This window comes from Marinobacterium lacunae (genome assembly GCF_000705555.1).
Lineage (GTDB): Bacteria > Pseudomonadota > Gammaproteobacteria > Pseudomonadales > Balneatricaceae > Marinobacterium_D > Marinobacterium_D lacunae.
On record NZ_JMQN01000047.1, the window covers coordinates 58333 to 83559 of the forward strand.

Here is a 25227-nt window from a genome sequence, read left to right on the forward strand (position 1 = left end):
ATGGGGCTAAGCTGTAGGGTAGATAAGGAGCAATTAACGGCTCCAAAAGATTCCCTATAACGACAACAAAAGGGCTTTCAGCAATGAATGTCAGGTATCGCCCCGATACAGCACTGCCGACAGCACTCAATAAGCCCGGTTACACCAGCTTGCTGGATTTTGTCGATCAGGTCTGTACGCAGTATGCGGATCAGCCCGCATTTACCAGTTTCGGTCGAACGCTTAACTATGCCGAGCTTGACCGTCTATCGGCCTCTTTTGCGGTATATCTTCAGGAACATACCGACCTGCTGCCCGGCGATCGTATCGCGATTCAGTTACCGAATCTGATTCAGTACCCCGTTGTGCTCTTCGGTGCCCTGAGGGCGGGCCTGGTGGTCGTGAACACCAACCCGTTGTATACCTCGCGTGAGATGGAGCATCAGTTCATCGACTCCGGCGCCAAGGCGCTGGTCATCCACAAAAGCATGGCGCACAAGGCGCAGGGAATCCTCGATAGAACCGGTATTCGGCATATCTTCGTGACTCAGGTCGGCGATCTTCACGGGTTCGTAAAACGAACGCTGATCAACGCCACGATCAAATACATTCGCCACATGGAGCCGGATTACTATCTTCCCGGCGCTCTATCGCTTAGAGATGTGTTGCTCAAGCACCTTGGGGAGACACCCAAAACAGTGGGTGCAGCCGGTACCGATCTGGCTGTACTGCAATACACCGGTGGCACAACCGGGGTTTCCAAGGGCGCGATGCTGACCCACAACAACTTGCTGGCCAATCTGCTGCAAGGCAGCGAGTTTATCAATGCAGGCGGAACCGGCTGGTCCCGAACGGTTGTACTGCCGCTGCCGCTTTATCATATCTACGCCTTTACTGTGTCACAGATTGTCATGGCATCGGGCGGACATGTGGTGCTTATCGCCAACCCACGCGACATCGATTCGCTGATCAAGGAGATCAAGCACTGTGGCATGAGCACCTTCATCGGTCTTAATACGCTGTTCAACGCCCTGTGCAATCGTGCCGAATTCCAATCGCTCGATTTTTCGGGGCTTGAGCTGACGCTCTCGGGTGGCATGGCGCTAACCCATGAGGCAGGAGAGAGATGGCAGCAGGTCACCGGGTGCCCGGTGGTTGAGGCCTATGGTCTGACAGAAACCTCACCGGCTGTTGCGATCAACCCGAGAGATGCAATTCAGCCGGGCACCATCGGGAAGCCTTTGCCCTATACCGAGGTGGCTGTAATCGACGAACAGGGGCAGAAGCTGCCTGATGGCGAGGCTGGCGAGCTCTGTGTTCGTGGTCCTCAGGTGATGGCCGGATACTGGTTACGGCCTGAAGATACCGCGCAGGTCATGCTGCCGGATGGTTTTCTCAAGACCGGTGACGTGGCGGTGCAGCAGGTGGATGGCTATCTAAGGATCATCGATCGCGCCAAGGACGTAATCATTGTCTCGGGATTCAACGTGTACCCCAACGAAATAGAGGATGTGGTGACCTCGCATCCGGATGTACTCGAATGTGCCGCCATCGGTGTAAAAGATCCCGACAGTGGGGAGCGGGTGAAGCTCTTTGTCGTGTCGAAACGTCCTGAGTTGGACAGGGCGACAATAAGAGACTGGTGTCGGGAGCACCTGACCGCGTACAAAGTGCCGCGCGATGTGGAGTTCGTAGCCGAGTTGCCCAAGTCCCCGGTGGGCAAAGTGATTCGCCGCTGCTTGCGCAGCCTGGATAACGATCACGACGTGGAGGTGGGCAGGAGTAATTGAGATGCTGATGCAGGGGCAATATCTCAGAGTCCTATCGCTTGGTAGCGGGCTGTATGAACTTGTGTTCGACAATCAGCACGCCAGCATCAATACGCTCGACCGGGCGTGTATAACCGAATTGGGCGATGCGATCACCCTGCTTAAGGATGTTGGCGATCTGCGTGGCCTGCTGATCTCTAGCGATCATGAGAGCTTTGTGCTGGGTGGTGGGGTCGACGAGATCTACCGGCATGCACGCGTGCCCGCCGCTGAGCGGCGCGCACTGCTCATTGAAGCGAATGAGTGGCTTAACCGTTTGCAGGCGTTGTCGGCACCTACTGTCGTTGCTATCAATGGCGATGCTTTTGGAGGCGGTTTCGAGCTGACACTGGCGTGCGACATGCGGGTGATGAGCGAGACTGCTCGGGTCAGCCTCCCCTATACGCGATGGGGCGTAATACCGGGGTGGGGCGGTTGTGTGCGTCTTGCGCGTATCGTGGGGCTTGAGCACGCAATTGACTGGATCTGCACTGGACGGGAAGTCGGTGCCGGAGAGGCATTAAGTACCGGGCTGGTGGCAAACGTCATCGATTCCGAGCACCTGCGCGAAGGTGCGCTCGATCTCCTGATTCAATGCGCTAACGGTGTGTTCGACGTAACCCCTGAGCGTCAGCGTAAGGCACAACCGCTCGCGTTGAGCAAGCTGGCGCTAACGCTGGCCGTGGAGTCGGCGCGTGAACGGCTTTCGACGCTGGCCGATCGCCAAAATCCAGCTATTAATGCTGCACTGGAGACGCTGGCTGAGCAGGCATCGATGACGGCCGCTGATGCATCCAACGTCGAGGCGCAATGCTACTCCGCGCTGATGGAAAGCAATGAAGCCCGTGCACTGACCAATCTTTACCGTAACAAGTGGCGGGTAAAGGCGATTGCTGCCGCCGAGATCAAACGAGCGGCGCTTAACCGTATCGGTGTATTGGGTGCGGGGGTAATGGGGCGCGCAATAGCAGAGCGGGCAGCGCTCATGCGGTTACGCGTGGTGCTGATGGATGTTAAAGATCAGAAGCTTGAGGAGAGTCTGGACGAGATCGCCACACGATTGCGCACAGATCCAGACTTCCGGCAACTGTCCCCCGAGATGCGGCTGAATACGCTCAGGCGTATTCGCCCGACGCTGAGTTATCGCGAGTTTTCCAATGTCGATCTGGCAATCGAGGCTGTCATCGAAGATCCAGGCGTCAAGACAGCGGTGCTCAGCGCATTGGAGCGGGTTATGTCTGAGGACGCGGTATTGGCCACGAATACATCGGCCATACCGATCAGCGGATTGGCCCGCTCACTCAAACGTCCGCAACAGTTCTGTGGCATCCATTTCTTCAACCCCGTCTCAAAAATGCCGCTGGTTGAAGTGGTACGGGCTGCCAAGACCTCAGATGAGACGATTGGTCGTGCTTTGGGCTTTGCCGTGGCAATGGGTAAAACCCCCGTCGTCGTGCGCGACTGCCCGGGCTTTTTCGTTAATCGGGTGTTGAACAGCTATGTGCTGGGGTTCCTTCTGCTTGTGCGCGACGGCGTGGACCCATACCGGATCGACAAGCTTATGGAAGACTACGGGTGGCGTGCAGGGCCTGCACGCACGCTCGATGCGCTTGGTATCGATACCGCATTGAATATCACCCGGATGCTGGGAGCCGCCTACCCTGACCGGCTTATATTCCCCGGCGAGAGCGTCATCGAGCGACTGCGTGTATTACGCCAGCTGGGGCGAAAGACGGGTGTCGGATTTTACCGTTACCCGGAGGGTTTTTCCGGGGCAGCGCAATTCAACCCACGCTTGCAAGAGATGTTGGAACCGGTGGTCCAGAGCCGCGCCGATATTACGGATCGTGAGGTTATCGAACGGATGATGATCCCACTGAAAATCGAGGTGGCCCGTGTACTTGAAGAGGGCATTATCGGTACGCCTGCAGCCGCTGACGTAGCGCTTGTACTGGGGGTGGGCTATCCCGCGTTCCGAGGCGGTGCCTGCTATGCGTTGGACAACGAAGGGTTGGGACGATTTGTGGCGCGATGCCGTAAATATGAAGAGATAGGGGCGATCTATCAGCCGGGTTTGCAGCTCAGAGAGATGGCAACTGCCGGGCATACGTACGCAGAGTGGGGGGCATCGCATGACGGTTAGACCCAACGAACCGGTGGTTATCGATGCGGTCCGCTCCGCGATGACGCTCTGTGGTGATGGTGGGTTTCGCAATCTCGATGCCCAGCAACTTAGTGCCTCGGTGATCGATGGGCTGCTTGCACGTAATCCCGGTGTGGATCTTGACGGCGTCGATGAGTTGATCTGGGGGTGTGAAGATACCACCTGTGTGCAAGAGGGTAATCTGGCGCGATGGGCGCTGTTGCTCAGTCGTTTGCCGCACAGTGTGCCAGCCCAGACGGTTAACCGGTTGGGCGCATCGTCGATGACCGCTGTGCATCTCGCGGCGCAGGCGGTACTGGCAGGCAGTGGCGAGTGTTATATCGCAGGTGGTGTGGAACATTCCGGCGGGGTAATGCCACCGATGGCAAGTGGGGCACCCAGGCTTGCCCGTATTACAGCAACGGCTGCCTTGAGCCGTGACAAGGTGGGAGAACTGTTGGCACATACACATGCGATTGATCGACGGATGCAGGATGAGTATGCCCTGCGCTCTCATCGCCTGGCGCAGCGGGCCGTCGTTGACGGCACGTTTGAGCAGCAACTGGTGACCGTGCCGGGACTGGATCCTCACGGATATTTACGTCCTCTGAAGGTCGATGAGCTGATTGTGCCGGACCTGAGTCTGGACCGCTTGGCTGGATATGAACCATCGGTCAGGCGGTCGGGAGGGAGTGTCACTGAGGCCAATACGGCCGCCGCGGCCGACGGTGCATCGGCGTTACTGATCATGTCAGCCGGGCGAGCGTCGGCCTTGGGCCTTAAACCCCGTGCGCGCATACGTGCCGTGGCCGTAACGGCGTGTGATCCTGCGGTGGGTGCGCTTGCTGCCGTGACGGCACTGGAGAAGCTGCTCGATCAGAGTAGTCTGACTCTTACCGATATCGACCTGTTCGACATCCATGAAGAGGGCGCCGCGCAAACGCTGGCGATACTCAAGGAGCTGGAGCTGCTGGATCGCCTGGATGACAGCGTTAACCTGAACGGTGGTGCAATCGCTCTGGGCGACCCTTCAGGCTGCTCCGGGGCGAGAATCTGCACAACGCTTTTGCATCTGATGGCCGCGAGAGAGGCGGCGCTCGGTGCGGCTGTGATCACTGCCGGATTAGGGCAGGGCGTTGCAACGCTTTTCGAGCGTCTGGACCGCTAACGCGTCATGTCACTTTTACGACATACGACATGAAAAACGCCTGAGCTATTTGCATTTATCATCGTTGTTTACTTCCTATCTATTTGATCAGCCTTGGCTTTTTTTATAGATGTAGCGCTGGTCTGTGCTTTGCACGGCTCTTGTCTGAATTCCCACCCAGCCATTAGGGGCCGCGATGACGGTCAGGAGAGCCGCTATGAGTACAGAGAGCACGCATGCCTGTGTCGCAGATGCCGTGAAGGATACCAGTCGTTTGATCGTCGCGTTTGCCTCTCAGGAGGGGGATATTGTCGATCAGCATTTTGGATCGTCCCAGGCCTTTCATGTCTGGAGTATTAGCGCCGAGAGTGCAGAGCCTGTTGCACAGCGGAGTTTTGGCCATGAAAAGCAGGATGGCAACGAAGACAAACTCAAGCCCAAAATGTTGTGGCTGGTCGGGGCGGATGTTGTCTACTGTGGCTCCATAGGTGGTTCTGCCACACGTCAGTTAGTGGCGCTGGGTATCAATCCGATCCAGGTAAAGGGTGGCCCTGACGTGGACGAGTTGATCGAGGCGCTGCAGGCGCAACTGAATAGTGATTCCCCGGAGTTCTGGCTCGCCAACATCGTCAAACGCAAGCGCAGCGGCGGTGAGCGCCGTTTCGAAATGATGGCGAACGATAGCTGGGATGAATAAGACGGCCTAACTGATTATCGGTAGGCGCTGTTTCGCTGAAATTTAACGTCGAATCTGGCATAATGGCGCGCTTCCCGTGGGTGCTTTCCGCACCCTGATATAACAGTAAGGCTTACGATATGAGTATTGAACAGGCGCTGATCGAGCGTAGCGGTAACCGTTGTGAACTCTGCTCTTCCGAGATTGGTCTCTCGGTTTATCAGGTCCCGCCGGTCACTGAGGAGAGCGCTGATCGCGCGCTGTTGATCTGTGAGAAGTGTCACTCGGAGGTTGAATCCGACGCGGCGCTGGACGTCAATCACTGGCGTTGCCTGAACGATAGCATGTGGAGCCAGGTGCCTGCGGTTCAGGTTATGGCCTGGCGTCTGCTGACCCGTTTGATCGGTCAGGCCGAGATCTGGGCCAACGATCAGCGTGATCTCCTGTATATGGACCCCGAACTTCAGAGCTGGGCCGAGGCCGGTGTGACGGGCGGTGATTCTGACAGCGGTGCACCGACGCTGGATAGCAACGGTACCGTCTTGGAAGACGGCGATACCGTCACTCTGATCAAGGATCTGCCGGTGAAAGGTGCTGGATTCACCGCCAAGCGCGGAACGGCCGTGCGGAATATCTCGCTGACCAATAACCCCGAGCAGATCGAAGGCCGCGTTAACGGCGTGCGCATCGTGCTGCTGACCCAGTACCTGAAAAAGGCTAACTAAGCTTGTTGCAAGCCTTTCTGCTCCCGATGCTGCCGGTCGTCCTGGTCGCGGCATTGGGCGCAGTTCTCAGCCGCAGGACCGAATGGCTGAACAATCCATCGCTGGGCACACTGGTGACCAATATCGGGCTGCCGGCGCTGCTGATCCATTCCTTGCTGAAAATGGACGTCGACCTGGCCGGGATGGGTGAGTTATTGGCGGCGATGGCGTCTGCGCTGGCACTGATCGCAATGATTACCTGGCTAGTGTTGAGGCTAACGGGGCAGTCGGTGCGCGACTATCTCGCTGTATTGACCAATCCCAATACCGGGAATCTCGGTATACCCGTTGTATATGCGCTGCTGGGCGAAGATGCACTGGCACCGGCCGTGGTGATTTCGTCTGTTGTGACGATCAGCCATTTTACGCTGGGCGTCTCGGTGATGTCCGGAAGTTTTAAGCCAAAAGAGCTGGTTAAAAATATGCCTGCCATCGCGCTGATGGTGAGTGCACTGTTGATCGGATTTCAGGTTGAACTACCGGCCTTCGCGATGCGAACTCTCGACCTGCTCGGCGGTCTTACCCTGCCTGTAATGCTGTTACTGTTGGGGCGTTCGCTCGGCAACCTGAAGCTTGGCCACACCACCCGCTGGGGGCGGTTACTGGCGATGGCGATCTATCGTCCGGTCGTTGGTGTGCTGGTGGCATTCCTGATCACTCGGTTGTTCGCGATGGGGGAGATCGAGGGGTTGGTGCTGATGATCCAGTGTGCGATGCCAACGGCGGTAATCAGTTATATACTGGCGACCCGATATCAGGGGCCGGTGGATGATGTGGCGGCGCTGATAATTCTGTCGTTGCCTTTTTCCCTTATAACGGTAGCCCTGTTGAACACTCTGTTCGTATCAGCCTGATACCTTTTTGCGAAGCACCCTTGAATGTTGGCTACTCCCTTAGTGCGTGATCGCCGTCTGGATTCCCTGCGGGGCATCTTTCTGGTGATCATGCTGATCGATCACCTTGGCGGTTTTATTGCCAATTACACCTACCAACCTCTGGGCTTTGTATCCGCTGCCGAGGGATTCATCTTCTTGTCAGGGCTGATGTTCGGACAGATTTACGCCCGTTATGCCGCCGATCCGGCCACGCTTTTCAGGCGCAGTATTTCCAGGGCCTGGCTTATCTACCGCTATCACATTGTGATGGTGCTGGTTATTGCTGCGCTGGCACTGCTGCCCTTTTTCGACCAGATCTGGTATTGGGCGCTTCGCCCTTACAGCGAAAAGCCGCTTGAGACATTTTTGGCCATGCTGACGCTGGTTCACCAGCCTGGCTATCTGGATATCCTGCCGATGTATGTGATCTTCGTGCTGGTATCGCCAGTGGTACTGCTCGCGCTCGAGCGTGGACACCATTTGGCCGTTGTATTGATCAGCGTGTTGCTGTGGGGGGGCGGCCAGCTATTGGACCCGCTGGGCAGCCTCTATAAGGTCGCAGGTATCGATTTTCATGCAGGTTATTTCAACCTGTTCAGTTGGCAGATTCTGTGGATGGCGGGGCTTGCACTGGGATATGCCCGCCTTAACGCCATTGAAGGTGGATTCCTGCGTGAAAGGGGTGTGCTTTGGCTGGCGCTGGCCTTTGCGTTTGTGTTCTGGGTATGGCGTCGCGAGTTCGTCTCGCCGGGCCACTGGATTATTCCGCTTCTGGACAAGCCGGGCCTGGGGCCCTTGAGGCTGTTCAACTGCATTTTGCTGATGCTGATTGGATGGCGGGTAATGAACCTGTTCCGTCATGAACAGTGTCTGCCGTTCTTCGAACTGCTCGGCCGTTACTCGATCCAGGTATTCTCTTTCCATGCTGTCATGCTTTACACCCTGCAGTACACCAGCCAGAGCATGCGCAGTACCGGCAGTTTGGTTTACAGCCTGTACACGCTGGCGCTGGTGTTCTGTCTACTGATACCGGTTGTTGTGACGCGGCGCTGGAAGCACCAGCCGAATCGGCACCTGTTCTCGGTGCGATCCGGCGGGCTGTGACGCTTAAGCAGCTCCGCGGTTACGACAGGGCAGCGCGACCAGCTCTCGATAAAGCGTTGGGGTGGCGAGGATCAACGACAGCTCAGTATCGTTGAGCCATTCAAGCGCCTGTTGCCGACTGTCGGCATCGATCAGCTTGACGCGGGCAAGCGCTGCATTGGCTTGAAACGGGGAGCTTTCCTCTTCGAGTGCCGGGTCTGGTGTCAGTGATAGGTGGCGTTCGACCAATTCGGCAGAATCCAGCTGGAGTTGAAGTGAGGGCGTTGCACCGACCTGATGTTCGTACCAGGGCAGCACCTCGTCCTTAAGATCAACAACACGCGGCTGTTTTGTCTCCTCGGGCGTGCGCAAAATGCCAATCTTGCGGAACCACGCGCCGATCTTGAGCGAGCCGGTCAGTGCCGATAGTGGAACGGCCAGAATCAGGCCCAGTATTGCCGGTGACAACCACGCCAGCAGTGCCAGGGAGTTAGACCACGCGATCAGTGCCAGCAGCACGCCTGCGAGCGTATGCCAGCGGTGACGATAGATCAGCTGCAACCAGGGCAGGGTGCCGTCCTGACGGCGCTGGGGGTTCCAGCCGCTGTCACGACCCAGCAGGATAGAGGCCACGGCGCCGCAGTGGATACACATCATGATCGGCGCAACGGCGGCGGAGAGCAGCACCTCGCTTACAATGCTGCCGCAGAGCCTGAAAAAACCGCCTGCGCCTCGGCGCAAGCGACTCGATATCAGGAACAGCAAACTGCCGAGTATCTTCGGTATGAACAGTATGAACATCGTCAGTATGAACAGGCGTACGGCTCGGGGTGCGTCCTGACGAGGCCAGGTCGGAAACAGCGAGAAGTCGGCGCCGAAGTATTCGGGGCGGATGTACTGGGCCTGCAACGCAAGGGTGATACCCACCAGAATCAGTGCCAGCCACAATGGCGATGACAGGTAGGACATGATGCCGGTCAGCAGGTGCATGCGGCTGATCCAATGCAGGCCTTTACTGCCGATCACCTTGATATGCTGCAAGTTGCCCTGGCACCAGCGGCGGTCGCGGATGGCGAGGTCGAGTATCGAGGGCGGGCACTCCTCGTAGGAGCCGGGCAGGTCATCGGCAATGATGACTTTCCAGCCGGCGCGGCGCAGCAGTGCCGCCTCGACAAAGTCATGGCTCATGATGGTGCCGCCAAAGGGGGCTTTGCCCTTGAGGCGGGGCAACCCGGCTGCATTCATGAACGCTTCGCGGCGAATGATCGCATTGTGTCCCCAGAAGTTGCCCTCGGGGTTGGTCCAGCACGCAAGCCCGCTGCCGACGACCGGTCCGTACACCCGATTTGCAAACTGCTGCAAGCGGGCGATAAGGCTCGTACCATTGATCAAGCGGGGAATGGTTTGGATCAGTCCCGCTTCCGGGTCCTGCTCCATGCGGTACACAAGTTCGGTGAGTGTGTAGGCCGACATCAGGCTGTCAGCGTCAAGCACGACCAGATAGTCGTAGTGCGCCCCCCAATGACGGCAGAATTCGGCCACATTTCCGGCCTTGCGATCTACGTTGTATCGGCGTCGGCGATAATGGATGCGGGCTTTGCTGCCAAGTCGCTGTCTCAGCAGCGTGACGGCATGCTCCTCTTCCAGAACTCGCTTGGGATCACGGGTGTCACTGAGCAGCACCCAGTCGAACCAGGTCTGTGCTCCGCACTCTGTCAGTTCATTGACCATCGCTTCCACCGCCGCGGCCAAATGGGCCGGATCCTCGTTATAGCAGGGGATCAGGACGGCGGTATGACCTTTGGGGCGGAATAGTTCATGCGGGGTGGGTTTGCGCAGCATCGAGCATTGGCGGACAAACCCGAATACGGCACTGACGGCGGCCAGTGCTATCCAGCCGAAGGTGGACACGAACAGCCCCAGCATGGCGTATTCAAGCGGTGTGGTGCCGCCAAGCGCCAGCACCGAGTACATCTCATAACTGCCAAGACCCAGCAGCGCGAGTGCTGAGCCCAGCAGCACCCATCTTGCCAGGTGCTGTCGGGTTGTACGTGGGCTCAGGTTGTTGTGAGCCGCGGGGCGATGGCGCAGATTCTGCGTAGGCATCGGTGCCGGGCGCAGTGCCGGCATCCCCGGTTCAAACGTTCGGGTCATCGCGCAGTCCAGCGGTACAGCCAAGTCTCGGAGGGACGCTGGTCGAGGAAGTTCAGCTCAAGCCGAAGCTCTGAAAGCTTCTCTTCCTGCGGATCAAACTCAAAACTGACGCGGTAGCCGTTATTGGCCGGGTTTTCGCGCACCACCAGATTGCGTGTGGTACCGGCCGAGCTGAACAGGCGTGCCGTGGGCAGAGAGTTGGGCTTGTCTTCGCTGGGTACGGGAATGTTGTAGTCGATGACAAACAGACGGCGCTGGGTTGAATTGGCGACATCGGCACGACCGCTTCGGGTAGCTTGTACGCGAACCTCTCCCGGCTGCAGGCGGGGTTCGACACCCCAGGTCAGACGGTAGGAGTAGCTGTACTGGCTGCCGGCGGCAATCGGTTCTGCCGGTTGCCAGAAGGCCACGATATTGTCGTGAATCTCGGCGTTGGTCGGGATTTCGGTCAGTACGACGGCACCGCGTCCCCAATCTCCCAGCGGTTCTACCCAAAGGCTTGGACGCTTCTCGTAGTGTGCTTCGAGATCCTGATACTGGACGTAATTGCGGTTACGCTGAATCAGGCCAAAGCCGATCGGTGAGGTGTCGACAAAGGCGCTGATCTGCAAGGATGCAGGGTTGGCCAGCGGTCGCCACAGACGCTCGCCGCGACCGTTGACCATCAACAAACCGTCGGAGTCGTGCACCTCGGGACGGAAGTCATCGATCTGCTCGCGACCATTAAGCGAGAAATAGTACATGCTGGTGCCCGGGGCCAGCCCGACTTTGGTCAGGGTGACACGGGGGAACAGGGTCGCCTGTACATCCATCACGGTATTAACGCCCGGACGGATGGTAAAACGATAGGCACCGGTTGTGCTCTTGCTGTCGAGCAGGGCGTGAACCACGATCGAGTTGGCCAGATTGGTCGGCTTTTCAACCCAGAACGCCTTAAACACCGGGAACTCTTCCCCTTCAGCCGCACCGGTTTTCAGGGCCAATCCACGTGCGGACAAGCCGTATACCTGATCGCGACCGAGAGAACGGAAGTAGCTTGCGCCCTGAAATACCACCAGTTCGTCCCAGATATTGGACGTGTTCAACGGAGTGTGCAGGCGCAGACCGGCGTATCCGATATCTTCCAGCGGCAGGTTAAATTCGAAGCGGTTATCCAGCGTGAACTGTTCGGGGTCATAGGCCAGATGGGTGGCCTTGTCGCCCTCGACCAGCGCTATCTCCACCGGCTCACTGTAGTAGAAGCCGCGATGGAACATCTGCATGCGGTAGGGTACGTCCTCATCGGCCCAGATCGCTTTTTCAGGGCGGTAGCGGATTGCACGATACTGGTCGTAAGTGAGCCCCTTAATCGATTCGGGGATCGCCGTAGGTGTTGTCTTGAATGGGCGGCGAGCCAGCTCACGCGCGATCTCTTGCACTGTGTCGCGGTCGAAAGGACCGGTTTTGGCAAACTGAACGGCTGCAGTGGCCTGTTGCGCAAATGCAGAGCTCAGTAGCAGCAGACAAGCCAAAAGAGGCTGGAAAACGCCTGTACGGCGAGAAGAAACAGAGGGTGATACTGTGGCAGTGGGGTTCATTCGTAGTCCGCGTCTCGGGATTACAATCTCGTTGTTCTACGACCCCGGCTGACAGTCATGCAGCAGCCGAGAGCGCACCGGAATTTTCTCTAGTTGCGACAAGCAGTTACGGTAAAGGCTTAACGTGCCCGATCCGTCAACGAAACGCTCGTCGCGGAGCCGATCCAAGGGGGTAGATCGTGTCAGGCGGCAAACATTATACGCCGTTTTCTGCGGTGCAATAGATATTCCACACTAAAAGTGATACGAAATTGTATATGACTTTACAGTGCCAGGATTCGCTCAGGCTCCAATGGCCAGCGCGAACCCTTTGGGCATAGTCCTAAGAACGGGTTGGTCTTGTCATTCAGCAAAAAGTTTCATTATTGCAGGACGACAAGTTTACGTTTGGCCTCGATTTCGTCGATGCGTGAACGGGTGGCCTTGATGAAAGCCTGACTGGCAGCCATACGGGCGGCACTTTTGTCCTGCTCACGCAGGAACGCCTGGGTGATCAGCTTTTGCCGTTGATCCAGCCATGCATTCTGTTCTTTCAATTCAGTGATGCGCGCGTCGCTGGGCAGAAAGTCGAGCATGTCCTGAAAAAGAACGAACAGCTGGGCATCATAGATGTAGGCGATACTGGATAGCGTCTGGCTGCGAACGGCCGGTGAGGTATCGCTGGCGTAGGTTGCCTGCAGTTGCTCAAGGGGTTCGTCAAGGCTTGGGAACCAGTCCAGTTCTTCGCTCAGACCCTTGGCGATACGTTCGCTACGGCTCATCGGCTTGGATTGGGGCGTTTGCGTCGCAGCGGGCTTAGCTGCCTCCTGCTGTTGTTCAGCCGGCTTTTCGTTGATATAGGGGATCGACGGGAGCGAATCGCATCCGCTGATCAGTGTGGCGGCCAATAGAAGGACGCTGGCGCCGGCGACGTGCCTGAGAGTCATAGTGTGGTTCCCTGTTGTCCTTGAACGAGCGAACCATTCTAACCGAGTCCCGGCCGGTGGCCTACCGGCCGGGCGGTCGCTTTAGTAGTTCCAGCTCAGTGTCAGCATTGCTGAACGGGGAGCACCGTAGTATCCCTGAGACGTGTATAGCGAGGTGAGGTACTTCTCGTCGGTCAGGTTGTAAACGTTGACCCTTGCGCTGAGGTTGTCGTTAATTTCATATTCGCCCATCAGATCAATCAGCGCGTAATCATCCTGTCGGGTGACAATGCTGGCAGCGGCGTTCTGAACCCGGCTGATCTCGTCCTGCCAGCTCAGGCTTGCGCCAACCTTCAGTTTAGGCATCGCCTGATAGGTGGTTGCGAGTTTGACCTGCTGTTTGGGTATGAAACTGCGTGCCCCCTTGCCGTCCTCATCTTCGATATCGATGTAGGTGTAGCCTGCCGATGCCTGTAGGCCCGGTGCAAGCTCTCCGGCCAGTGTCAACTCGATACCCTGACTCTCGGTATCTTCTCCCACATAGTAAGTGGAGCCGTCACCACGATAGCCGCCGGTTTCAGCCAGATTGCTCTGGCTGGCGCTGAACAGCGCGATGCCGGTCTGGAGTTTGTCATCAAGGAACAGGCTTTTGAGACCAACCTCGTAGCTGTCTCCGGTAACGGGCTCCAGCCTGTTGCCGGAGAGGTCTGTTTCATTTTGCGGTTTGAAGATCTCGGTGTAACTGGCGTATACCGCATGCCGGTCGGTCAGGTCGTACACCACACCTGCGTAGGGGGTCAGATCGTTGGCCCGGCGGGCCTTGTCTTTGCCATACGAGTAGCCGTTACTTCTCAATCGTGTGTAGCGCGCGCCGGTGATGACGGCGAGGCGATCGGTGAGGCTCAGTCGGGTCGCACCATACAGACTGGCCGTCTTGTCGGTCCATTCGCTTCCTGTGGAAGCGCCAGAATAGGTAAAGGCCGGCCAGCTTCCTGTCCACAGATTCAGATCACCGATAGGGTCTCCGATACCGGAGCCGTAGTCGTTCATGTCGGACAGCTCCGAACGGGACCAGCTGGCACCAATAACGGCTTCATGCTCCCGTCCACCGAAGGTGTAGTTGCCGCTGGCATAGGCATCAGCCATGTACTGCTCGTTATCGAGCGTGTAATTGCTAGGGTAGGCATATAGGCCCGATTCGGTGTCAGCATCCGGTGTGCCATAAACATAGAAAAGGGATGAGTCAGACTTGCTATTGATGCGTGTCAGGGTGGTCTTGGCTTGCCAGCCGTTTGCCAGTTGCTGCTGAAGCTCTACGAATGTCTGCTCTCGAGTATTGTCCCAATAGCTCCAATCGGCCGCGGTGCTGGTTGAGCGGTCGTAATCTGTGGGAGTGCCGTCGCTGTAGTAAAGGGGCAGGGCGCCCCAGAGCACGCCGTTCGGCATCGATTTCTGGTAGCTGTGGCCGAAGGTCAGAAGTGTGGAGTCACTCAGATCGACCTCTATCACTCCGTAAAACAGGTTGCGCTCGTTGGAGTAGCGGTCAAGGTAGGAGTCACCTTCCTGACTGGCGGCCACGAACCGGCCGCGCACTGTACCGGCCTCATTCATGGTGCCGCTGATGTCGGTGCTGACCCGCTTGGTATCCCAGCTGGAATAGCTGACATCGGCCGATGCCTGAAACGCTTCGGTAGGGCGTTTGCGTACATAGTTGACGGTGGCGGAGGGGGTGCCCGTTCCGGACATCAGCCCGTTGGCGCCACGCAGAACCTCAATGCGATCGAACATGGCTGTATCCAAATCACCGTATAACAGACCATAGGTGAAGGGAAGGCCAAGCCCGTCCATCTGGAAGTTCTGGATATCATAACCACGCGCCGTAAAGTAGCTGCGGTCGGTTTCGAAGTTCTCGACGGTCACGCCGATTGTGGCGTTGAGCACATCCTTGGCACCATTGAGACCGAAGTCGTCCATCTGGGCGCGCGTCACCGTGGTGACGGTTTGCGGGGTTTCCTGTTGTGAAAGCTTCAGCCCCGTGGCACTTGAGGACACACCGCTGCGGTAGATATTTTGAGTGTCCTGAGGAGTTGTGATGGCCGTGTCGTTCACTTCGAGCGTGTTCAGCTCGAAGCTGTCGCCTTCACTGGCAGCCAGAATATTTTGGCTTGCAATAAGTGTTGCGATGGCCAGTGACAGCGCATGGGGTTTGGTTTTCATCTTGGTCTCCATTGGTACTGCTAATAAAGGACTAGGTGATTATCATTTACTATTCGTGGCGAATGGTTACGCCCTGCGCATATGCGAATAGGGTTGGGCGTGGGTGGGGTGTCTCAGTCGGCGATGAATCCCCCGCTTTGATGTGACCAGAGGCGTGCGTATAGCCCGCCTTGGTTGAGGAGGGTTTCATGGTTTCCCTGCTCGATGATCCGGCCCCCCTCCATAACGATAAGCCGGTCCATTTTGGCGATAGTGGATAGTCGATGGGCGATCGCGAGAACTGTCTTGCCTTGCATCAGCTGGTCAAGATTGCGCTGGATATCCGCTTCGACTTCAGAGTCGAGCGCGGATGTCGCTTCATCAAGCACCAGAATCGGAGCGTCCTTGATCAGGACCCGCGCGATGGCGATACGCTGACGCTGTCCGCCTGAGAGCTTGATCCCCCGCTCACCGACCAGCGTGTCGTAGCCCTGGGGCAGGCTCTGTACGAAATCATGAACGCGGGTCACGCGTGCAGCCTCGATCATCTCCTGTTCACTGGCCGAAGGGCGCCCGTACAACAGGTTGTCGCGTATGCTCCGATGCAGCAGGGCGGTGTCCTGCGTGACGACGCCGATTGACTGACGGAGGCTGCTTTGACTGACTCTGTTAACGGCTTGACCGTCGATGCGGATCGAGCCGCTCTGGCTGTCGTGAAGGCGCAGCAGCAGGTGGATCAGAGTTGACTTACCAGCCCCGGAGGGCCCCACAATCCCGACGCGTTCTCCCGGCGCGATGGCCAATTGCAGATGGTCGAACAGCAGCGGCTGATCGGGATAAGCAAAACACAGGTCACGAATCTCGATTGCGCCCTGCACTGCATGTAGCTCGGGTGCGTCTGCAGCGTCCTGAACTTCAGGTGTGTGAGAGAGTGCGTTAACGCCGTCTTTGATCGTGCCTAAATGACGGGCGAGGGCCGCGACTTCCCACATGATCATTTGGGAGAGTGATTTGATACGCAGGGTCAGCGCGATGGCAACGGCGATGGCGCCGGTGGTCACGCTCTGATCCAGCCACAGCAGTATCGCTAACGCACCGGTAGTGAAAATCAGCAGTGCATTGAGCCACCAGAGCCCCACATTGAGTCCGGTGACATTGCGCATCATAGGATAAATTGCGCTCAGGAAACGCTGCATGATGCGGCGAGTATCTTCAGTTTCCCGCTCGGCGTTTGAGAAAAGTTTTAACGTGGTGAAATGAGAATAGCTGTCAACGATATGACCGACCAGTTCCGACTGTGCCTTGGCCTGATTCTGGGCGAGCAGGTTGAGTCTCGGTAGTTGAAAGCGCATCAGCACGCCAAATAGAGCAAACCAGAACAGCAAGGGCAGGGAAAGGCGCCAGTCCGATGTGAAAATCAGAGCGGCCATGCCGGTCAGGTAGACGATCACGTACAGCACGAAGTTCATCAGCTTCAGCAGCGTTTCGCGTATCGCATCCGATGTTTGGGTGACACGCGTTGCCACCCGACCGGCGAATTCGCCCTGAAAGAACCCGCAGCTCTGATTGAGGAGGGAACGGTGCAGCGACCAGGTGACCGCTGCGCCCTGATTGACATACAGGCTTTGATGAAAAAGCATCGAGTGGATCAACACCGCAAGGGGCAGGGCAATCAGCACCAGCGCCGAGATTGTGATGAGCGTTGCACTCTGCTCCTGTAAAAAGGTATCGCGAGACTGGCTGCCAAGCCAATCCACCAGATCACCCAGAAAATTGAAAAGGTACACCTCCAGGCCTGCCAGAAAAACGGTCAGTACACCGAGCGTTATCAGCGCCCGTTCATATCCGTGAACAGACTGTCGCATGAAAGCGCGAAGGTTGCCCTCGACCGGAAGAAGGGCATTCTCCGGCAGAGGATTGGTGAGGCGTTCGAAATAACTAAACAGGTTCATGGCGTATCGTGAATCCTAGGAGCTCAGGCTGTAACCAGCCGACGACGGGAAAGCAGGTAAATGAAGTAACCGCCGCCGATAATCGCGCTCAATGTGCCCACAGGCATCAGATTGGGAACGAGTAACGTGCGGCCAAGCCCGGCCGCAAGCAGCAAAATGGCACTACCGATCAGTGCCGCGACGATGAGTTGCAACCGGATCGAGCGGGCACCGAGCAGGCTGGCCAGATGCGGTGCCAATAGCCCGACAAACGCGAGCGGACCGATACCGGCGGTAACCAGAGCGCATATAAGGCTGGCAAGCACCAGCAGCGCCATGCGCGCACGCTGCACGCCCAATCCTCTGGCCGAGGCAACAGTGGCGCCCAGCGATAACAGCGTCAGTGCTCGCTGGCTCAGCAGCGCCGGTATCAGGCACAGGGCGACGCCCGAGGCGAGCCAAAGAGCCGTGTGCTCATCGACACCTTGTGTGGAGCCCTGTAGCCATGCCAGCAGTTTAAATGTGTCGTCCCCGCCCTGGGCCAGCACGAACTGGAGCAGCGCTTCTACCAGCGCCGCTAAACAGATACCCACCAAGGCAAGCTGTGACGGTGCGAAGCCGCTGCGCAGACCGAAAAACAGTAATAGACCCAGCACGATCAAAGCACCTGAAAAAGCGGCCAGGGGTGTCAGCATTCCGGCACCTTGAATCCCGAGCAGCATGGTCAATACGATGGCAAGCGAAGCACCGGCGGATATGCCCAGTATTTCAGGGCTGGCCAGCGGATTTCTGATCAGGCGCTGCAGGATGGTGCCTGCAACAGCAAGGCCGCTGCCGGCGGCGATGACCGCGATCAGGCCCGGCCATCTGAGCTGCCAGATAACCTCGCTGGGAAACTGCAATTGCCAACCATCAGTATCGCGATCGATCAGTGCGCCAAAGAGCAATGCAAGCAACAAGGCGGTCATTGCGATAGCCGTTACCCGTGGCGCTGACGCAGGCGGTCGCAGTACTCGGGGGGCGGGGGCGGTAATTTCCCCCTGTCGTTTCTGTTTCAGAAGCCAGATCAGCACTGGGGCGCCGATCAGCGCGCTGGCGGCACCGCTGGGCACAAAGTAGCCCGCCTGCGAGGAGGAGAGTTGTGCCACGGCATCGGTCGCTAACAGCAGTAGCGGGCCCAGCCAGAGACTGCCCAGCAGCTCGCCAAGTGCCGTCCGCGCGCCGGCGATTCGGGCCAGATTAGGGGCAAGCAGACCGATAAATCCGAGCAGGCCAACCGACGCGACTGAAATGGCGCTGAGCCAGAGTGATGCGGTCAACAGCAGGAAGAATACCGGTAGCAGGCTCAAACCGCGGGCGCTGGCGTTGCCTTCACCGATCCGCAGAAGCGTGAGTGCACGAGGTGCGATGATCAATATCGGCACAATCGGTAGCAGGCGGGGTAGCAGCCACAGAACCTGATGCCAGTCGTTTTGGGCCAGATCGCCTGAGCTCCAGACGAACAGTGGCTGGGCATACTGATCGTTCAGCAGCACGAGCGCCGACGCCAGTGCACCGAGCAACAGATTGACCGCCATACCAGCCAACACCACGGGCAGGCCGCTTAGGCCACTTCGTCCTGCAATCAGGAAGACCAGTGAACTGGCGATACCGGCACCAGCAAGCGCTGCGAGGTCCGGGTGGCTAGCGGCGAAGACCGGCCAGCACAGTGTTGTGATCAACAGTGTCAGCCAGGCCCCTGAGGCTGTTCCGAGGGTCATGGGGGAGAGTAGGCGGTTGCCGGTAAGCTGCTGCAAAAGGCTTCCAGAGATGCCAAGCGCTGCACCGATCAGTATGGCCATGGCCGTTCGTGGCAGAGATCCGTAGTAAAACGCGTAGTCATAGACGGTTTCAAACGGGTGGCCGCCGATCAGTGATAACTGGTGCATAAGGGCCAGCTTTGAACCGGTCTGAAGGTGACCAGCCACGGCAATGACGAGTGCAAGGGTAATAAGGATCAGAGAACGGCTCACAGGTTAGGCTCCAGTGTCAGCAGGCTGTCTGTCATCGCCTCTGCGAGGTACAACACCGAAAAAATGCCGCCATAACTCCAGGTGGATCTTACCGGAGCGACGCGATTTCCCTGAGCCACCGGAAGTGCGTTCCAGAGAGGCGTTGCGAACAGTGCATCGGCCTTAAGGAATGGCTCGATATAGAGCAGAGCGCCGCGTTTTACATCGGCCAGTCGCGTGAGCGGGTGTCGAGAGGCGCCCCAGGTGGTGGCGGCCAGATCAAGCCCCGGCTTCAAACCCAAGCGCTTGATCGCCTCCTCAATCAGCGAGTTTCGTCCGTAGATCAGCACATGGCGGGTGTCAGCCAGACGCACGACGGTGACAGCCGGTGGGGAGGGGAAGTGTTGCGCCAGCTGCGCGGCCAGTGTTTCGAGGCGCAGGTCCAGTTCGCTGAGGCGTTGGTGTGCAAGCGCTTCGCGGTTGAAGAGCTGACCCAGTTTGAGATAGTCCTGCCGTGCACGTGCCGCATTATTGTGGTCAGCGCGGAAGCTGTCGAGGAATATGACGGGGGCTATCCGCTGGAGCTGGGTGATGAGCCCCGACTGCTGAGAACCGATCAGGATCAGGTCCGGGTGCAGGGCTGCTATACGTTCAAGGTTAGGTTGGGCACGGGTGCCGACATCACTGACCTCCTCAGGCAGCTTCGGTTGCACTACCCATTGCCGGTATCCTTGGACATCGGCTATCGCCAGAGGGGAAATATCCAGTTTGAGGAGGTTCTCTGCGCCGTTCCAGCTGAGTGCGATGACCCGTTGCGGGGGCGTGTCAAATACCTGAGAGCCGGCATCGTCGAGGAAAGTCATTGGGTAGGTTGCCGCTGCACCAAGGGCAGGTACGAACAGCAACAGGGCAACCAGTGCGTTACGGATCAACATCATGCAACTGGCTCCCGTTCAGGCGACGATGGCGACAGGTGTCGCCTGTCCCGGCTGGTCGATCAGCTGGATAGGAATGTTATAGAGCTTGCTCAGCCGCTGTTCGCACAGCAACGCTTTGGGCGTGCCAGAAAAGCAGACTTGCCCGCTGTGCAACGCGACGATTTTGTCAGCGTATCGAAGCGCCAGATTCAGATCATGAAGAATGACGATCACGCCTCGGCCTAGGTTTCGGTTGAGATGCTTCAGACGCTGCATCAGCTCGTATTGGTGAGACAAATCCAGTGCGGAAGTGGGTTCGTCGAGCAGCAGCAGGGGTGATGATTGTGCAAGCAGCATGGCGATCCATGCGCGCTGGCGTTCACCACCGGACAGGCTCTCAAGAGGCGTATTTGCGAAGCTGTCGATGTCGGTATGTTGCATAGCGTCCTCGACACACTGCTGATCCTCATCCGTCCAGCGTCTGATCAGCCCCCTCCAGGGATAACGGCCCAACATGACCAGTTCGCGAACGTTAAGGCCTGAGGTCGAAGGGAGCTGTTGCGGCATGAAGGCCACTTCGCGAGCAAAGTGTTTGGCCGGGAGCGCCTTCAGTTCGCGCCCTTTGAGACGAATACTGCCCTTTTGCAGCTTGCGCTGCCGTGCCAGTAGGTGCATCAAGGTTGATTTTCCCGAACCGTTATGGCCCAGAATCACGGTTACCTCGTTGGTATTCAGGGTGAGTTGGTCGATCGAGAGGATGGAGCGTCCTTCATGCTCGATACAAATGTTGGAGATCTCAATCATCAGAGGTGTCCTTGAGCTTTAAAGCGATTCGCTGATCCAGCGAGCGACGGGGGCAGGTGCGGCAAAGGCGCGCGTTCGCGCAGCGAAACTCCTGACAGCAGGCCTTGCGGTCGAGCATCAATAAGGATTGTCCGCCTTGGGCGGTTATGCTGCGCAGGGCACTCGCATCGGGCAGCTGCAACGCCTCGAGCCACGAGGTGGCGTGGGTCTGGATCTCACGATTATCCATGCCTGTTACAGACTGCAGCCGCAACAGGCTTGCCAGTACCCTGTCGGCGAGCAGGCGAAGGCACAGGCGCTGATTGGTCTTTCTCAATGAAGATAGGGTGTTGAGCAAGCGGTTGGACAGCATACGCAGCTCGGCGGCGTTATGATGCAGGGCATCTTTGATACTCAGTGGCACCAGTGGTTGTGTTTTGGTGAGGTAATAGCCCGCGACGCTGCCGTTCGAGTGTCGCTGTAGCAAGCCGGATAAGGTCAGGCGGCTAGGCAGAAGGTATGTCGCCGCTAAGGCTAATAGTGCTGGCTGCCAGCTGATCAGTCCCCAGGTGCGCGCACTCCAGAAATGGGGGCCAGCTTCCGGGTGGAGTTGTTCGAGATGAGTAATGATCTGTACAACGTGGTCGGTGTCATCAGCCGAGAACAGCTGGTCTTCCGTCTCACGCGCCACAGGTTGAGCAATCGGGACCAGAGTGCTAAGCCTAAGCTGCAACTCCTCAAGCAGGTCGATAGGTGCGGCGTTGGCGGAAAGGGCAGGCATGGGCATCCTTGGCACGATAGATTGGGTAGCAGAAGATATGCGTACTCATATACATAATGCGAATCATTATCATTAATATTAATTTATCTTCTATCGAAGGTGTGCGTCAACAGCGTAAGTGGTTGGCGTCGTCTAATGCGTTGCCGATGCGAGTCGAAACCGGAATGTCCACTTTCCGTCACAGATTGGTATAATCGCCCGCCTCTAAAAGTGAACCGTACGTTCGTGAACGGTTTTTGCGTAGTGCCGCGTGTCTGCTCGGGGCTACTGAATCTGGAGTAACAGGAGACAGACATGGGTGCAAAAGTGGCTATCGTGATGGGATCACGCTCCGACTGGCCGACTATGGAAGAGGCCGCCGGGATCCTCGATACGCTGGGCGTCGAGTATCACACCGAGGTGGTATCGGCTCACCGCACGCCTGATAAAATGTTCCGTTTTGCCGAGCAGGCTGCCGAAAATGGTTTTAAAGTAATCATTGCCGGTGCCGGCGGTGCTGCACACCTGCCTGGCATGATCGCGGCCAAAACACTGGTTCCTGTTCTGGGCGTGCCGGTTCAGAGCAAGGCGCTTAGCGGCAAGGACAGTCTGCTCTCCATCGTACAGATGCCGCGTGGTATTCCGGTCGGTACACTGGCCATCGGCGGTGCGGGTGCTTTCAATGCAGGCCTGATGGCCGCGCAGATGCTGGCTGTCGAGGACGCTGAGCTGGGTGCGCGTATTGCGGCATGGCGAGCAGAACAGACACAGGCCGTGCTCGACAATCCAGACCCCCGTGGTTAACAGATCGCAGGTTTAAAGATGTTGCCAAGAATCGTTGTGGCCGGTAACGGCCAGTTGGGTCAGATGCTGCAGCAGGCCGGTGCGCCTATGCAGTTGCAGGTTAAGCCGGTCGAGCCCAATCAGGATATCGAAGTTGCGTTGCATGACGACGACGTCATCACAGTCGAGATCGAGCATTGGCCGGATACGGTTACCGGTCTGCAACTCAAGAATCATCCCAATTTTCGTAACGCCTCGGCGCTGCATGCCGTGATCGATCGTCAGCGCCAGAAAAGCTTGCTGGACCGCCTTCAGGTGCCGACCGCTCCCTGGGTGGTGCTTGAGAGCGAAAACGAGCTGAGCGAAAAACTGGAAAGCCTTGGCGAGCGTGCTGTGGTTAAACGTCGCCGGGGAGGTTACGACGGCCGCGGACAGTGGCGTTGGCAGCGTGGTGGTGAGATCGAAGCCGAATGGGCGGGCACCTGTATCGCTGAAGCGATGATTCCGTTCAGTCATGAGGTGTCGCTGGTGGGTGCGCGCAACGCCAAGGGCGAAAAGGTGTTTTATCCGCTGACCCGAAACTGGCACGAGAACGGTATTCTGCGCGCCAGTGTGGCGGGCATCCCCGTACCGGAGATTCAGCAACAGCACGCGCAAGAGTGGCTGAGCCGGATCATGGACGACCAGGATTACATCGGCGTCATGGCAATGGAGTGCTTTGTTGTTGATGGTGATCTCCTGGTCAATGAGCTGGCGCCGCGTGTACACAACAGTGGTCACTGGACTCAGGAAGGGGCCACCATCAGCCAGTTCGAACTGCACCTGCGCGCATTGGCGGAACTGCCGCTGATTACGCCGGAGATCAAGGGCGTATCGGTGATGTACAACCTGCTGGGGCGTAACTGGAAGCCGGAGTGGCTCGGGATCGACGGCGTGCATGTGCACTGGTATGGCAAGTCTCTGCGTCCGGGGCGCAAGGTCGGGCACGTCAATATCAATCGTCCGACAGTCGAGCAGTTGAAACAGAGTCTGTCCGATCTTCGTGAACGGGTCGATGACGAGGACAAGATCGCGTTCAATTGGAGTCTGGATCAGCTCTGATGTCGCATCTGCCCGTTCGCGCTTGTGCGCTTGCGGGCAGATTGCTATGATCCGCCCTGCTCTTGGGGGAGTAGTCTTCCGCATCCGATAAATTCGGATCGGAGTTACCGTCAACATAATTGAGCCTCAATGCTCATGGCGGTGACGTCCACGCAAACGTGGATTGACGAGACCTGAGACACTGCATGCTGCTCATGGCGGGCCGGCATGTTGTGTCTTATGGTTAATGCCCGCCAGGATGTCTATTTGATGGATGCATTCCTCTCTTCGACGCTTGCCGTTGCCATAGCCGAAATCGGCGATAAAACCCAGTTGCTTACGCTATTTCTCGTTGCTCGTTTTGCACAGCAGCGTGGCGCTATTGTGCTCGGTATTCTCCTCTCTACGCTGATCAACCATGGTATTTCTGCCTGGCTCGGTGGCTGGCTGGTCGACTGGATTCCAGAAGGCTGGACGTCATGGATTGTCGGATTGAGCTTCATTGCCGTGGGTCTTTGGGTGCTGATCCCTGATAAAGACGATGAAGATGAAAGCGAAAGCTTGAAATACGGTGCGTTCGTCGCCACATGTATCTTGTTCTTCATCGCCGAGATTGGAGACAAGACCCAGATCGCGACGGTCATTTTGGCTGCTCGCTACGAAGACATGTTGCTGGCCGTGGTTGCCGGTACCACCTTGGGTATGTTGCTGGCAAACGTGCCGGTAGCCTACTTCGGTGGCGCACTGATGCGCAAAGTGCCGCTGCATTGGGTGCGTCGCAGTGCTTGCGGTTTGTTTGTGCTGCTGGGTGTTCTGTCTTTGATCCACTTTTAAGACAACATCTGTTTCGGGCTGAACTTCGTAACACTTTTTGGCTCTATAGCAGATATCGACTTCGATGGCCGGGGTCGGCTTAAGGGAGATAGGTCAACGTGAGAGTCCTGCTCTATCTGGTACTGATGCTTGCCTCTTTGCTGGGTGGCACCGCGCAGGTGTTTGCCAGCGATGAGCGTTTGGCTGAAAAGGTGCTGGATCAGCTACCGGGCTCGGATCACTGTCTGAACGATCATGGTCTGATACCTGATCTCCCGCCGCTCCCCGGCGATAACGAGCCTCGACTGCTTGCCAATGAAACGGTCATCGAGGTTCCGTACCACTCCTCCCCGGTCGAAACGGTGGGTGCTGGGGCTCATGCAGCCAGCGTCGTTTCGCTTTATCCTATTCGCGCACCGCCTTCACGCCTCGTTTGACAGTACTAGCCATCCCAATCTGAAACGAGCTTTAGCCGATATCCGCTATAGGTACGGGTGTCGGTATTCGAGGAGGTCGCATGATCACCGCAGTGATGTTCCGTCATGGTATTGAAAACCCCGAGGCGATGGAGCGTATTCGCAGTCGTCTTCAGCGGTTGGAATCGCGCTCGGAGCGTATCCGTCGCGTGGATGTGGTTCTGGATAAGGTCTCTTATGCGGGAGAGCCGTCGCTTAATTACCAGTGCCATATCTCGTTTCGCGGCACCGAGAAGCGTGATCTGGATATCTATGCAGACAAGCGTCAGGCCGATATGGCAATCGACGATGCGTTTGATCGACTCAACACGGCGCTCAAGTCAGGTTTGATACGCCGAATGCGTAAGCGCCGCTAACTTGAATGATGCAGGTTCGTCCTTACAACG

Annotated in this window: 21 protein-coding genes and 1 riboswitch; of the genes, 12 read left to right on the forward strand and 9 right to left on the reverse strand. The window is 57.4% G+C overall.

Features of this window, described 5'->3' with window-relative positions; genetic code table 11:
* Positions 1-83 precede the first annotated feature (83 nt).
* The 7 genes from ADIMK_RS15550 (at position 84) to opgC (ending at position 8496) form a co-directional block, all read left to right on the forward strand.
* Positions 84-1769: an AMP-binding protein gene (locus tag ADIMK_RS15550; protein WP_036190120.1), complete on the forward strand. Its 1686-nt coding sequence runs from the start codon at positions 84-86 to the stop codon at positions 1767-1769.
* Between the two features lies 1 nt (position 1770).
* A complete protein-coding gene (locus tag ADIMK_RS15555) occupies positions 1771-3930 on the forward strand; it encodes a 3-hydroxyacyl-CoA dehydrogenase NAD-binding domain-containing protein (protein ID WP_036190122.1) in 2160 nt (719 codons plus the stop codon).
* Entirely contained in the window at positions 3920-5098 is a 1179-nt protein-coding gene (locus ADIMK_RS15560) for an acetyl-CoA C-acyltransferase (RefSeq protein ID WP_036190126.1), read from the forward strand. Before ADIMK_RS15555 ends, ADIMK_RS15560 begins: the two co-directional genes overlap by 11 nt.
* A gap of 196 nt (positions 5099-5294) precedes the next feature.
* Positions 5295-5774, forward strand: a complete 480-nt coding sequence (locus tag ADIMK_RS15565) for a NifB/NifX family molybdenum-iron cluster-binding protein (protein ID WP_036190128.1) — start codon at positions 5295-5297, stop codon at positions 5772-5774.
* A gap of 119 nt (positions 5775-5893) precedes the next feature.
* On the forward strand, positions 5894-6478 hold the full coding sequence (locus tag ADIMK_RS15570) for a PhnA domain-containing protein (protein WP_036190130.1): 585 nt from the start codon (positions 5894-5896) through the stop codon (positions 6476-6478).
* 2 nt (positions 6479-6480) lie between these two features.
* Positions 6481-7371, forward strand: a complete 891-nt coding sequence (locus ADIMK_RS15575) for an AEC family transporter (protein ID WP_051693008.1) — start codon at positions 6481-6483, stop codon at positions 7369-7371.
* A gap of 24 nt (positions 7372-7395) precedes the next feature.
* Entirely contained in the window at positions 7396-8496 is a 1101-nt protein-coding gene (opgC, locus tag ADIMK_RS15580; protein WP_081849815.1) for an OpgC domain-containing protein, read from the forward strand.
* A 3-nt stretch (positions 8497-8499) separates the two neighbouring features.
* Here opgC and mdoH read toward each other — a convergent pair whose 3' ends face one another.
* The 9 genes from mdoH to ADIMK_RS15625 all read right to left on the reverse strand — a co-directional run bounded on the left by mdoH (position 8500) and on the right by ADIMK_RS15625 (position 21710).
* Positions 8500-10629, reverse strand: coding sequence for a glucans biosynthesis glucosyltransferase MdoH (gene mdoH, locus ADIMK_RS15585; RefSeq protein WP_197027552.1), 2130 nt, complete (start codon positions 10627-10629; stop codon positions 8500-8502).
* On the reverse strand, positions 10626-12206 hold the full coding sequence (locus ADIMK_RS15590) for an OpgD/OpgG family glucan biosynthesis protein (RefSeq protein WP_036190134.1): 1581 nt from the start codon (positions 12204-12206) through the stop codon (positions 10626-10628). Before ADIMK_RS15590 ends, mdoH begins: the two co-directional genes overlap by 4 nt.
* A gap of 362 nt (positions 12207-12568) precedes the next feature.
* A complete protein-coding gene (locus ADIMK_RS15595) occupies positions 12569-13132 on the reverse strand; it encodes a DUF1311 domain-containing protein (protein ID WP_036190136.1) in 564 nt (187 codons plus the stop codon).
* Between the two features lie 81 nt (positions 13133-13213).
* The gene (locus ADIMK_RS15600; RefSeq protein WP_036190137.1) at positions 13214-15328 is read right to left on the reverse strand and encodes a TonB-dependent siderophore receptor; all 2115 of its coding nucleotides are present in this window, start codon (positions 15326-15328) and stop codon (positions 13214-13216) included.
* 113 nt (positions 15329-15441) lie between these two features.
* Positions 15442-17259 carry an ABC transporter ATP-binding protein gene (locus ADIMK_RS15605; protein WP_231517063.1) on the reverse strand — a complete coding sequence of 606 codons (1818 nt, stop codon included), beginning with the start codon at positions 17257-17259 and terminating at the stop codon, positions 15442-15444.
* A gap of 23 nt (positions 17260-17282) precedes the next feature.
* A complete protein-coding gene (gene fhuB, locus ADIMK_RS15610) occupies positions 17283-19250 on the reverse strand; it encodes a Fe(3+)-hydroxamate ABC transporter permease FhuB (protein WP_036190139.1) in 1968 nt (655 codons plus the stop codon).
* Complete coding sequence (locus tag ADIMK_RS15615) at positions 19247-20167, reverse strand: iron-siderophore ABC transporter substrate-binding protein (protein WP_051693009.1); 921 nt, start codon at positions 20165-20167, stop codon at positions 19247-19249. The genes fhuB and ADIMK_RS15615 overlap by 4 nt, the downstream gene beginning before the upstream one ends.
* 15 nt (positions 20168-20182) lie before the next feature.
* The gene (locus ADIMK_RS15620; RefSeq protein WP_036190141.1) at positions 20183-20950 is read right to left on the reverse strand and encodes an ABC transporter ATP-binding protein; all 768 of its coding nucleotides are present in this window, start codon (positions 20948-20950) and stop codon (positions 20183-20185) included.
* A complete protein-coding gene (locus ADIMK_RS15625) occupies positions 20943-21710 on the reverse strand; it encodes a siderophore ferric iron reductase (RefSeq protein ID WP_036190143.1) in 768 nt (255 codons plus the stop codon). The genes ADIMK_RS15620 and ADIMK_RS15625 overlap by 8 nt, the downstream gene beginning before the upstream one ends.
* A gap of 294 nt (positions 21711-22004) precedes the next feature.
* Here ADIMK_RS15625 and purE point away from each other — a divergent pair, with 294 nt between their 5' ends.
* The 5 genes from purE (at position 22005) to ADIMK_RS15650 (ending at position 25197) form a co-directional block, all read left to right on the forward strand.
* Positions 22005-22493 (forward strand): 5-(carboxyamino)imidazole ribonucleotide mutase, encoded by a 489-nt coding sequence (gene purE, locus ADIMK_RS15630; RefSeq protein ID WP_036190145.1) that lies wholly within the window; start codon positions 22005-22007, stop codon positions 22491-22493.
* Positions 22494-22511: 18 nt separating this feature from the next.
* Complete coding sequence (purK, locus tag ADIMK_RS15635; RefSeq protein ID WP_036190147.1) at positions 22512-23573, forward strand: 5-(carboxyamino)imidazole ribonucleotide synthase; 1062 nt, start codon at positions 22512-22514, stop codon at positions 23571-23573.
* A gap of 51 nt (positions 23574-23624) precedes the next feature.
* A riboswitch (yybP-ykoY riboswitch) is annotated at positions 23625-23738 on the forward strand.
* An 84-nt stretch (positions 23739-23822) separates the two neighbouring features.
* Complete coding sequence (locus ADIMK_RS15640; RefSeq protein WP_036190148.1) at positions 23823-24386, forward strand: TMEM165/GDT1 family protein; 564 nt, start codon at positions 23823-23825, stop codon at positions 24384-24386.
* Positions 24387-24484: 98 nt separating this feature from the next.
* On the forward strand, positions 24485-24802 hold the full coding sequence (locus ADIMK_RS15645) for a hypothetical protein (RefSeq protein WP_036190150.1): 318 nt from the start codon (positions 24485-24487) through the stop codon (positions 24800-24802).
* A gap of 80 nt (positions 24803-24882) precedes the next feature.
* A complete protein-coding gene (locus ADIMK_RS15650; protein ID WP_036190152.1) occupies positions 24883-25197 on the forward strand; it encodes an HPF/RaiA family ribosome-associated protein in 315 nt (104 codons plus the stop codon).
* The last annotated feature ends 30 nt before the right edge of the window (positions 25198-25227 follow it).

What these genes read in the sequence shown, in the direction of transcription:
- ADIMK_RS15625 (WP_036190143.1), bottom strand. Translation starts at nt 21,710, where the DNA reads ATGCCTGCCCTTTCCGCCAACGCCGCACCTATCGACCTGCTTGAGGAG.
- ADIMK_RS15555 (WP_036190122.1), top strand. Translation starts at nt 1,771, where the DNA reads ATGCTGATGCAGGGGCAATATCTCAGAGTCCTATCGCTTGGTAGCGGG.
- ADIMK_RS15605 (WP_231517063.1), bottom strand. Translation starts at nt 17,259, where the DNA reads ATGAACCTGTTTAGTTATTTCGAACGCCTCACCAATCCTCTGCCGGAG.
- ADIMK_RS15590 (WP_036190134.1), bottom strand. Translation starts at nt 12,206, where the DNA reads ATGAACCCCACTGCCACAGTATCACCCTCTGTTTCTTCTCGCCGTACA.
- ADIMK_RS15595 (WP_036190136.1), bottom strand. Translation starts at nt 13,132, where the DNA reads ATGACTCTCAGGCACGTCGCCGGCGCCAGCGTCCTTCTATTGGCCGCC.
- ADIMK_RS15650 (WP_036190152.1), top strand. Translation starts at nt 24,883, where the DNA reads ATGATCACCGCAGTGATGTTCCGTCATGGTATTGAAAACCCCGAGGCG.
- purK (WP_036190147.1), top strand. Translation starts at nt 22,512, where the DNA reads ATGTTGCCAAGAATCGTTGTGGCCGGTAACGGCCAGTTGGGTCAGATG.
- mdoH (WP_197027552.1), bottom strand. Translation starts at nt 10,629, where the DNA reads ATGACCCGAACGTTTGAACCGGGGATGCCGGCACTGCGCCCGGCACCG.
- ADIMK_RS15620 (WP_036190141.1), bottom strand. Translation starts at nt 20,950, where the DNA reads ATGATTGAGATCTCCAACATTTGTATCGAGCATGAAGGACGCTCCATC.
- opgC (WP_081849815.1), top strand. Translation starts at nt 7,396, where the DNA reads ATGTTGGCTACTCCCTTAGTGCGTGATCGCCGTCTGGATTCCCTGCGG.
- purE (WP_036190145.1), top strand. Translation starts at nt 22,005, where the DNA reads ATGGGTGCAAAAGTGGCTATCGTGATGGGATCACGCTCCGACTGGCCG.
- ADIMK_RS15565 (WP_036190128.1), top strand. Translation starts at nt 5,295, where the DNA reads ATGAGTACAGAGAGCACGCATGCCTGTGTCGCAGATGCCGTGAAGGAT.
- ADIMK_RS15600 (WP_036190137.1), bottom strand. Translation starts at nt 15,328, where the DNA reads ATGAAAACCAAACCCCATGCGCTGTCACTGGCCATCGCAACACTTATT.
- ADIMK_RS15570 (WP_036190130.1), top strand. Translation starts at nt 5,894, where the DNA reads ATGAGTATTGAACAGGCGCTGATCGAGCGTAGCGGTAACCGTTGTGAA.
- ADIMK_RS15560 (WP_036190126.1), top strand. Translation starts at nt 3,920, where the DNA reads ATGACGGTTAGACCCAACGAACCGGTGGTTATCGATGCGGTCCGCTCC.
- ADIMK_RS15615 (WP_051693009.1), bottom strand. Translation starts at nt 20,167, where the DNA reads ATGATGTTGATCCGTAACGCACTGGTTGCCCTGTTGCTGTTCGTACCT.
- ADIMK_RS15550 (WP_036190120.1), top strand. Translation starts at nt 84, where the DNA reads ATGAATGTCAGGTATCGCCCCGATACAGCACTGCCGACAGCACTCAAT.
- ADIMK_RS15640 (WP_036190148.1), top strand. Translation starts at nt 23,823, where the DNA reads ATGGATGCATTCCTCTCTTCGACGCTTGCCGTTGCCATAGCCGAAATC.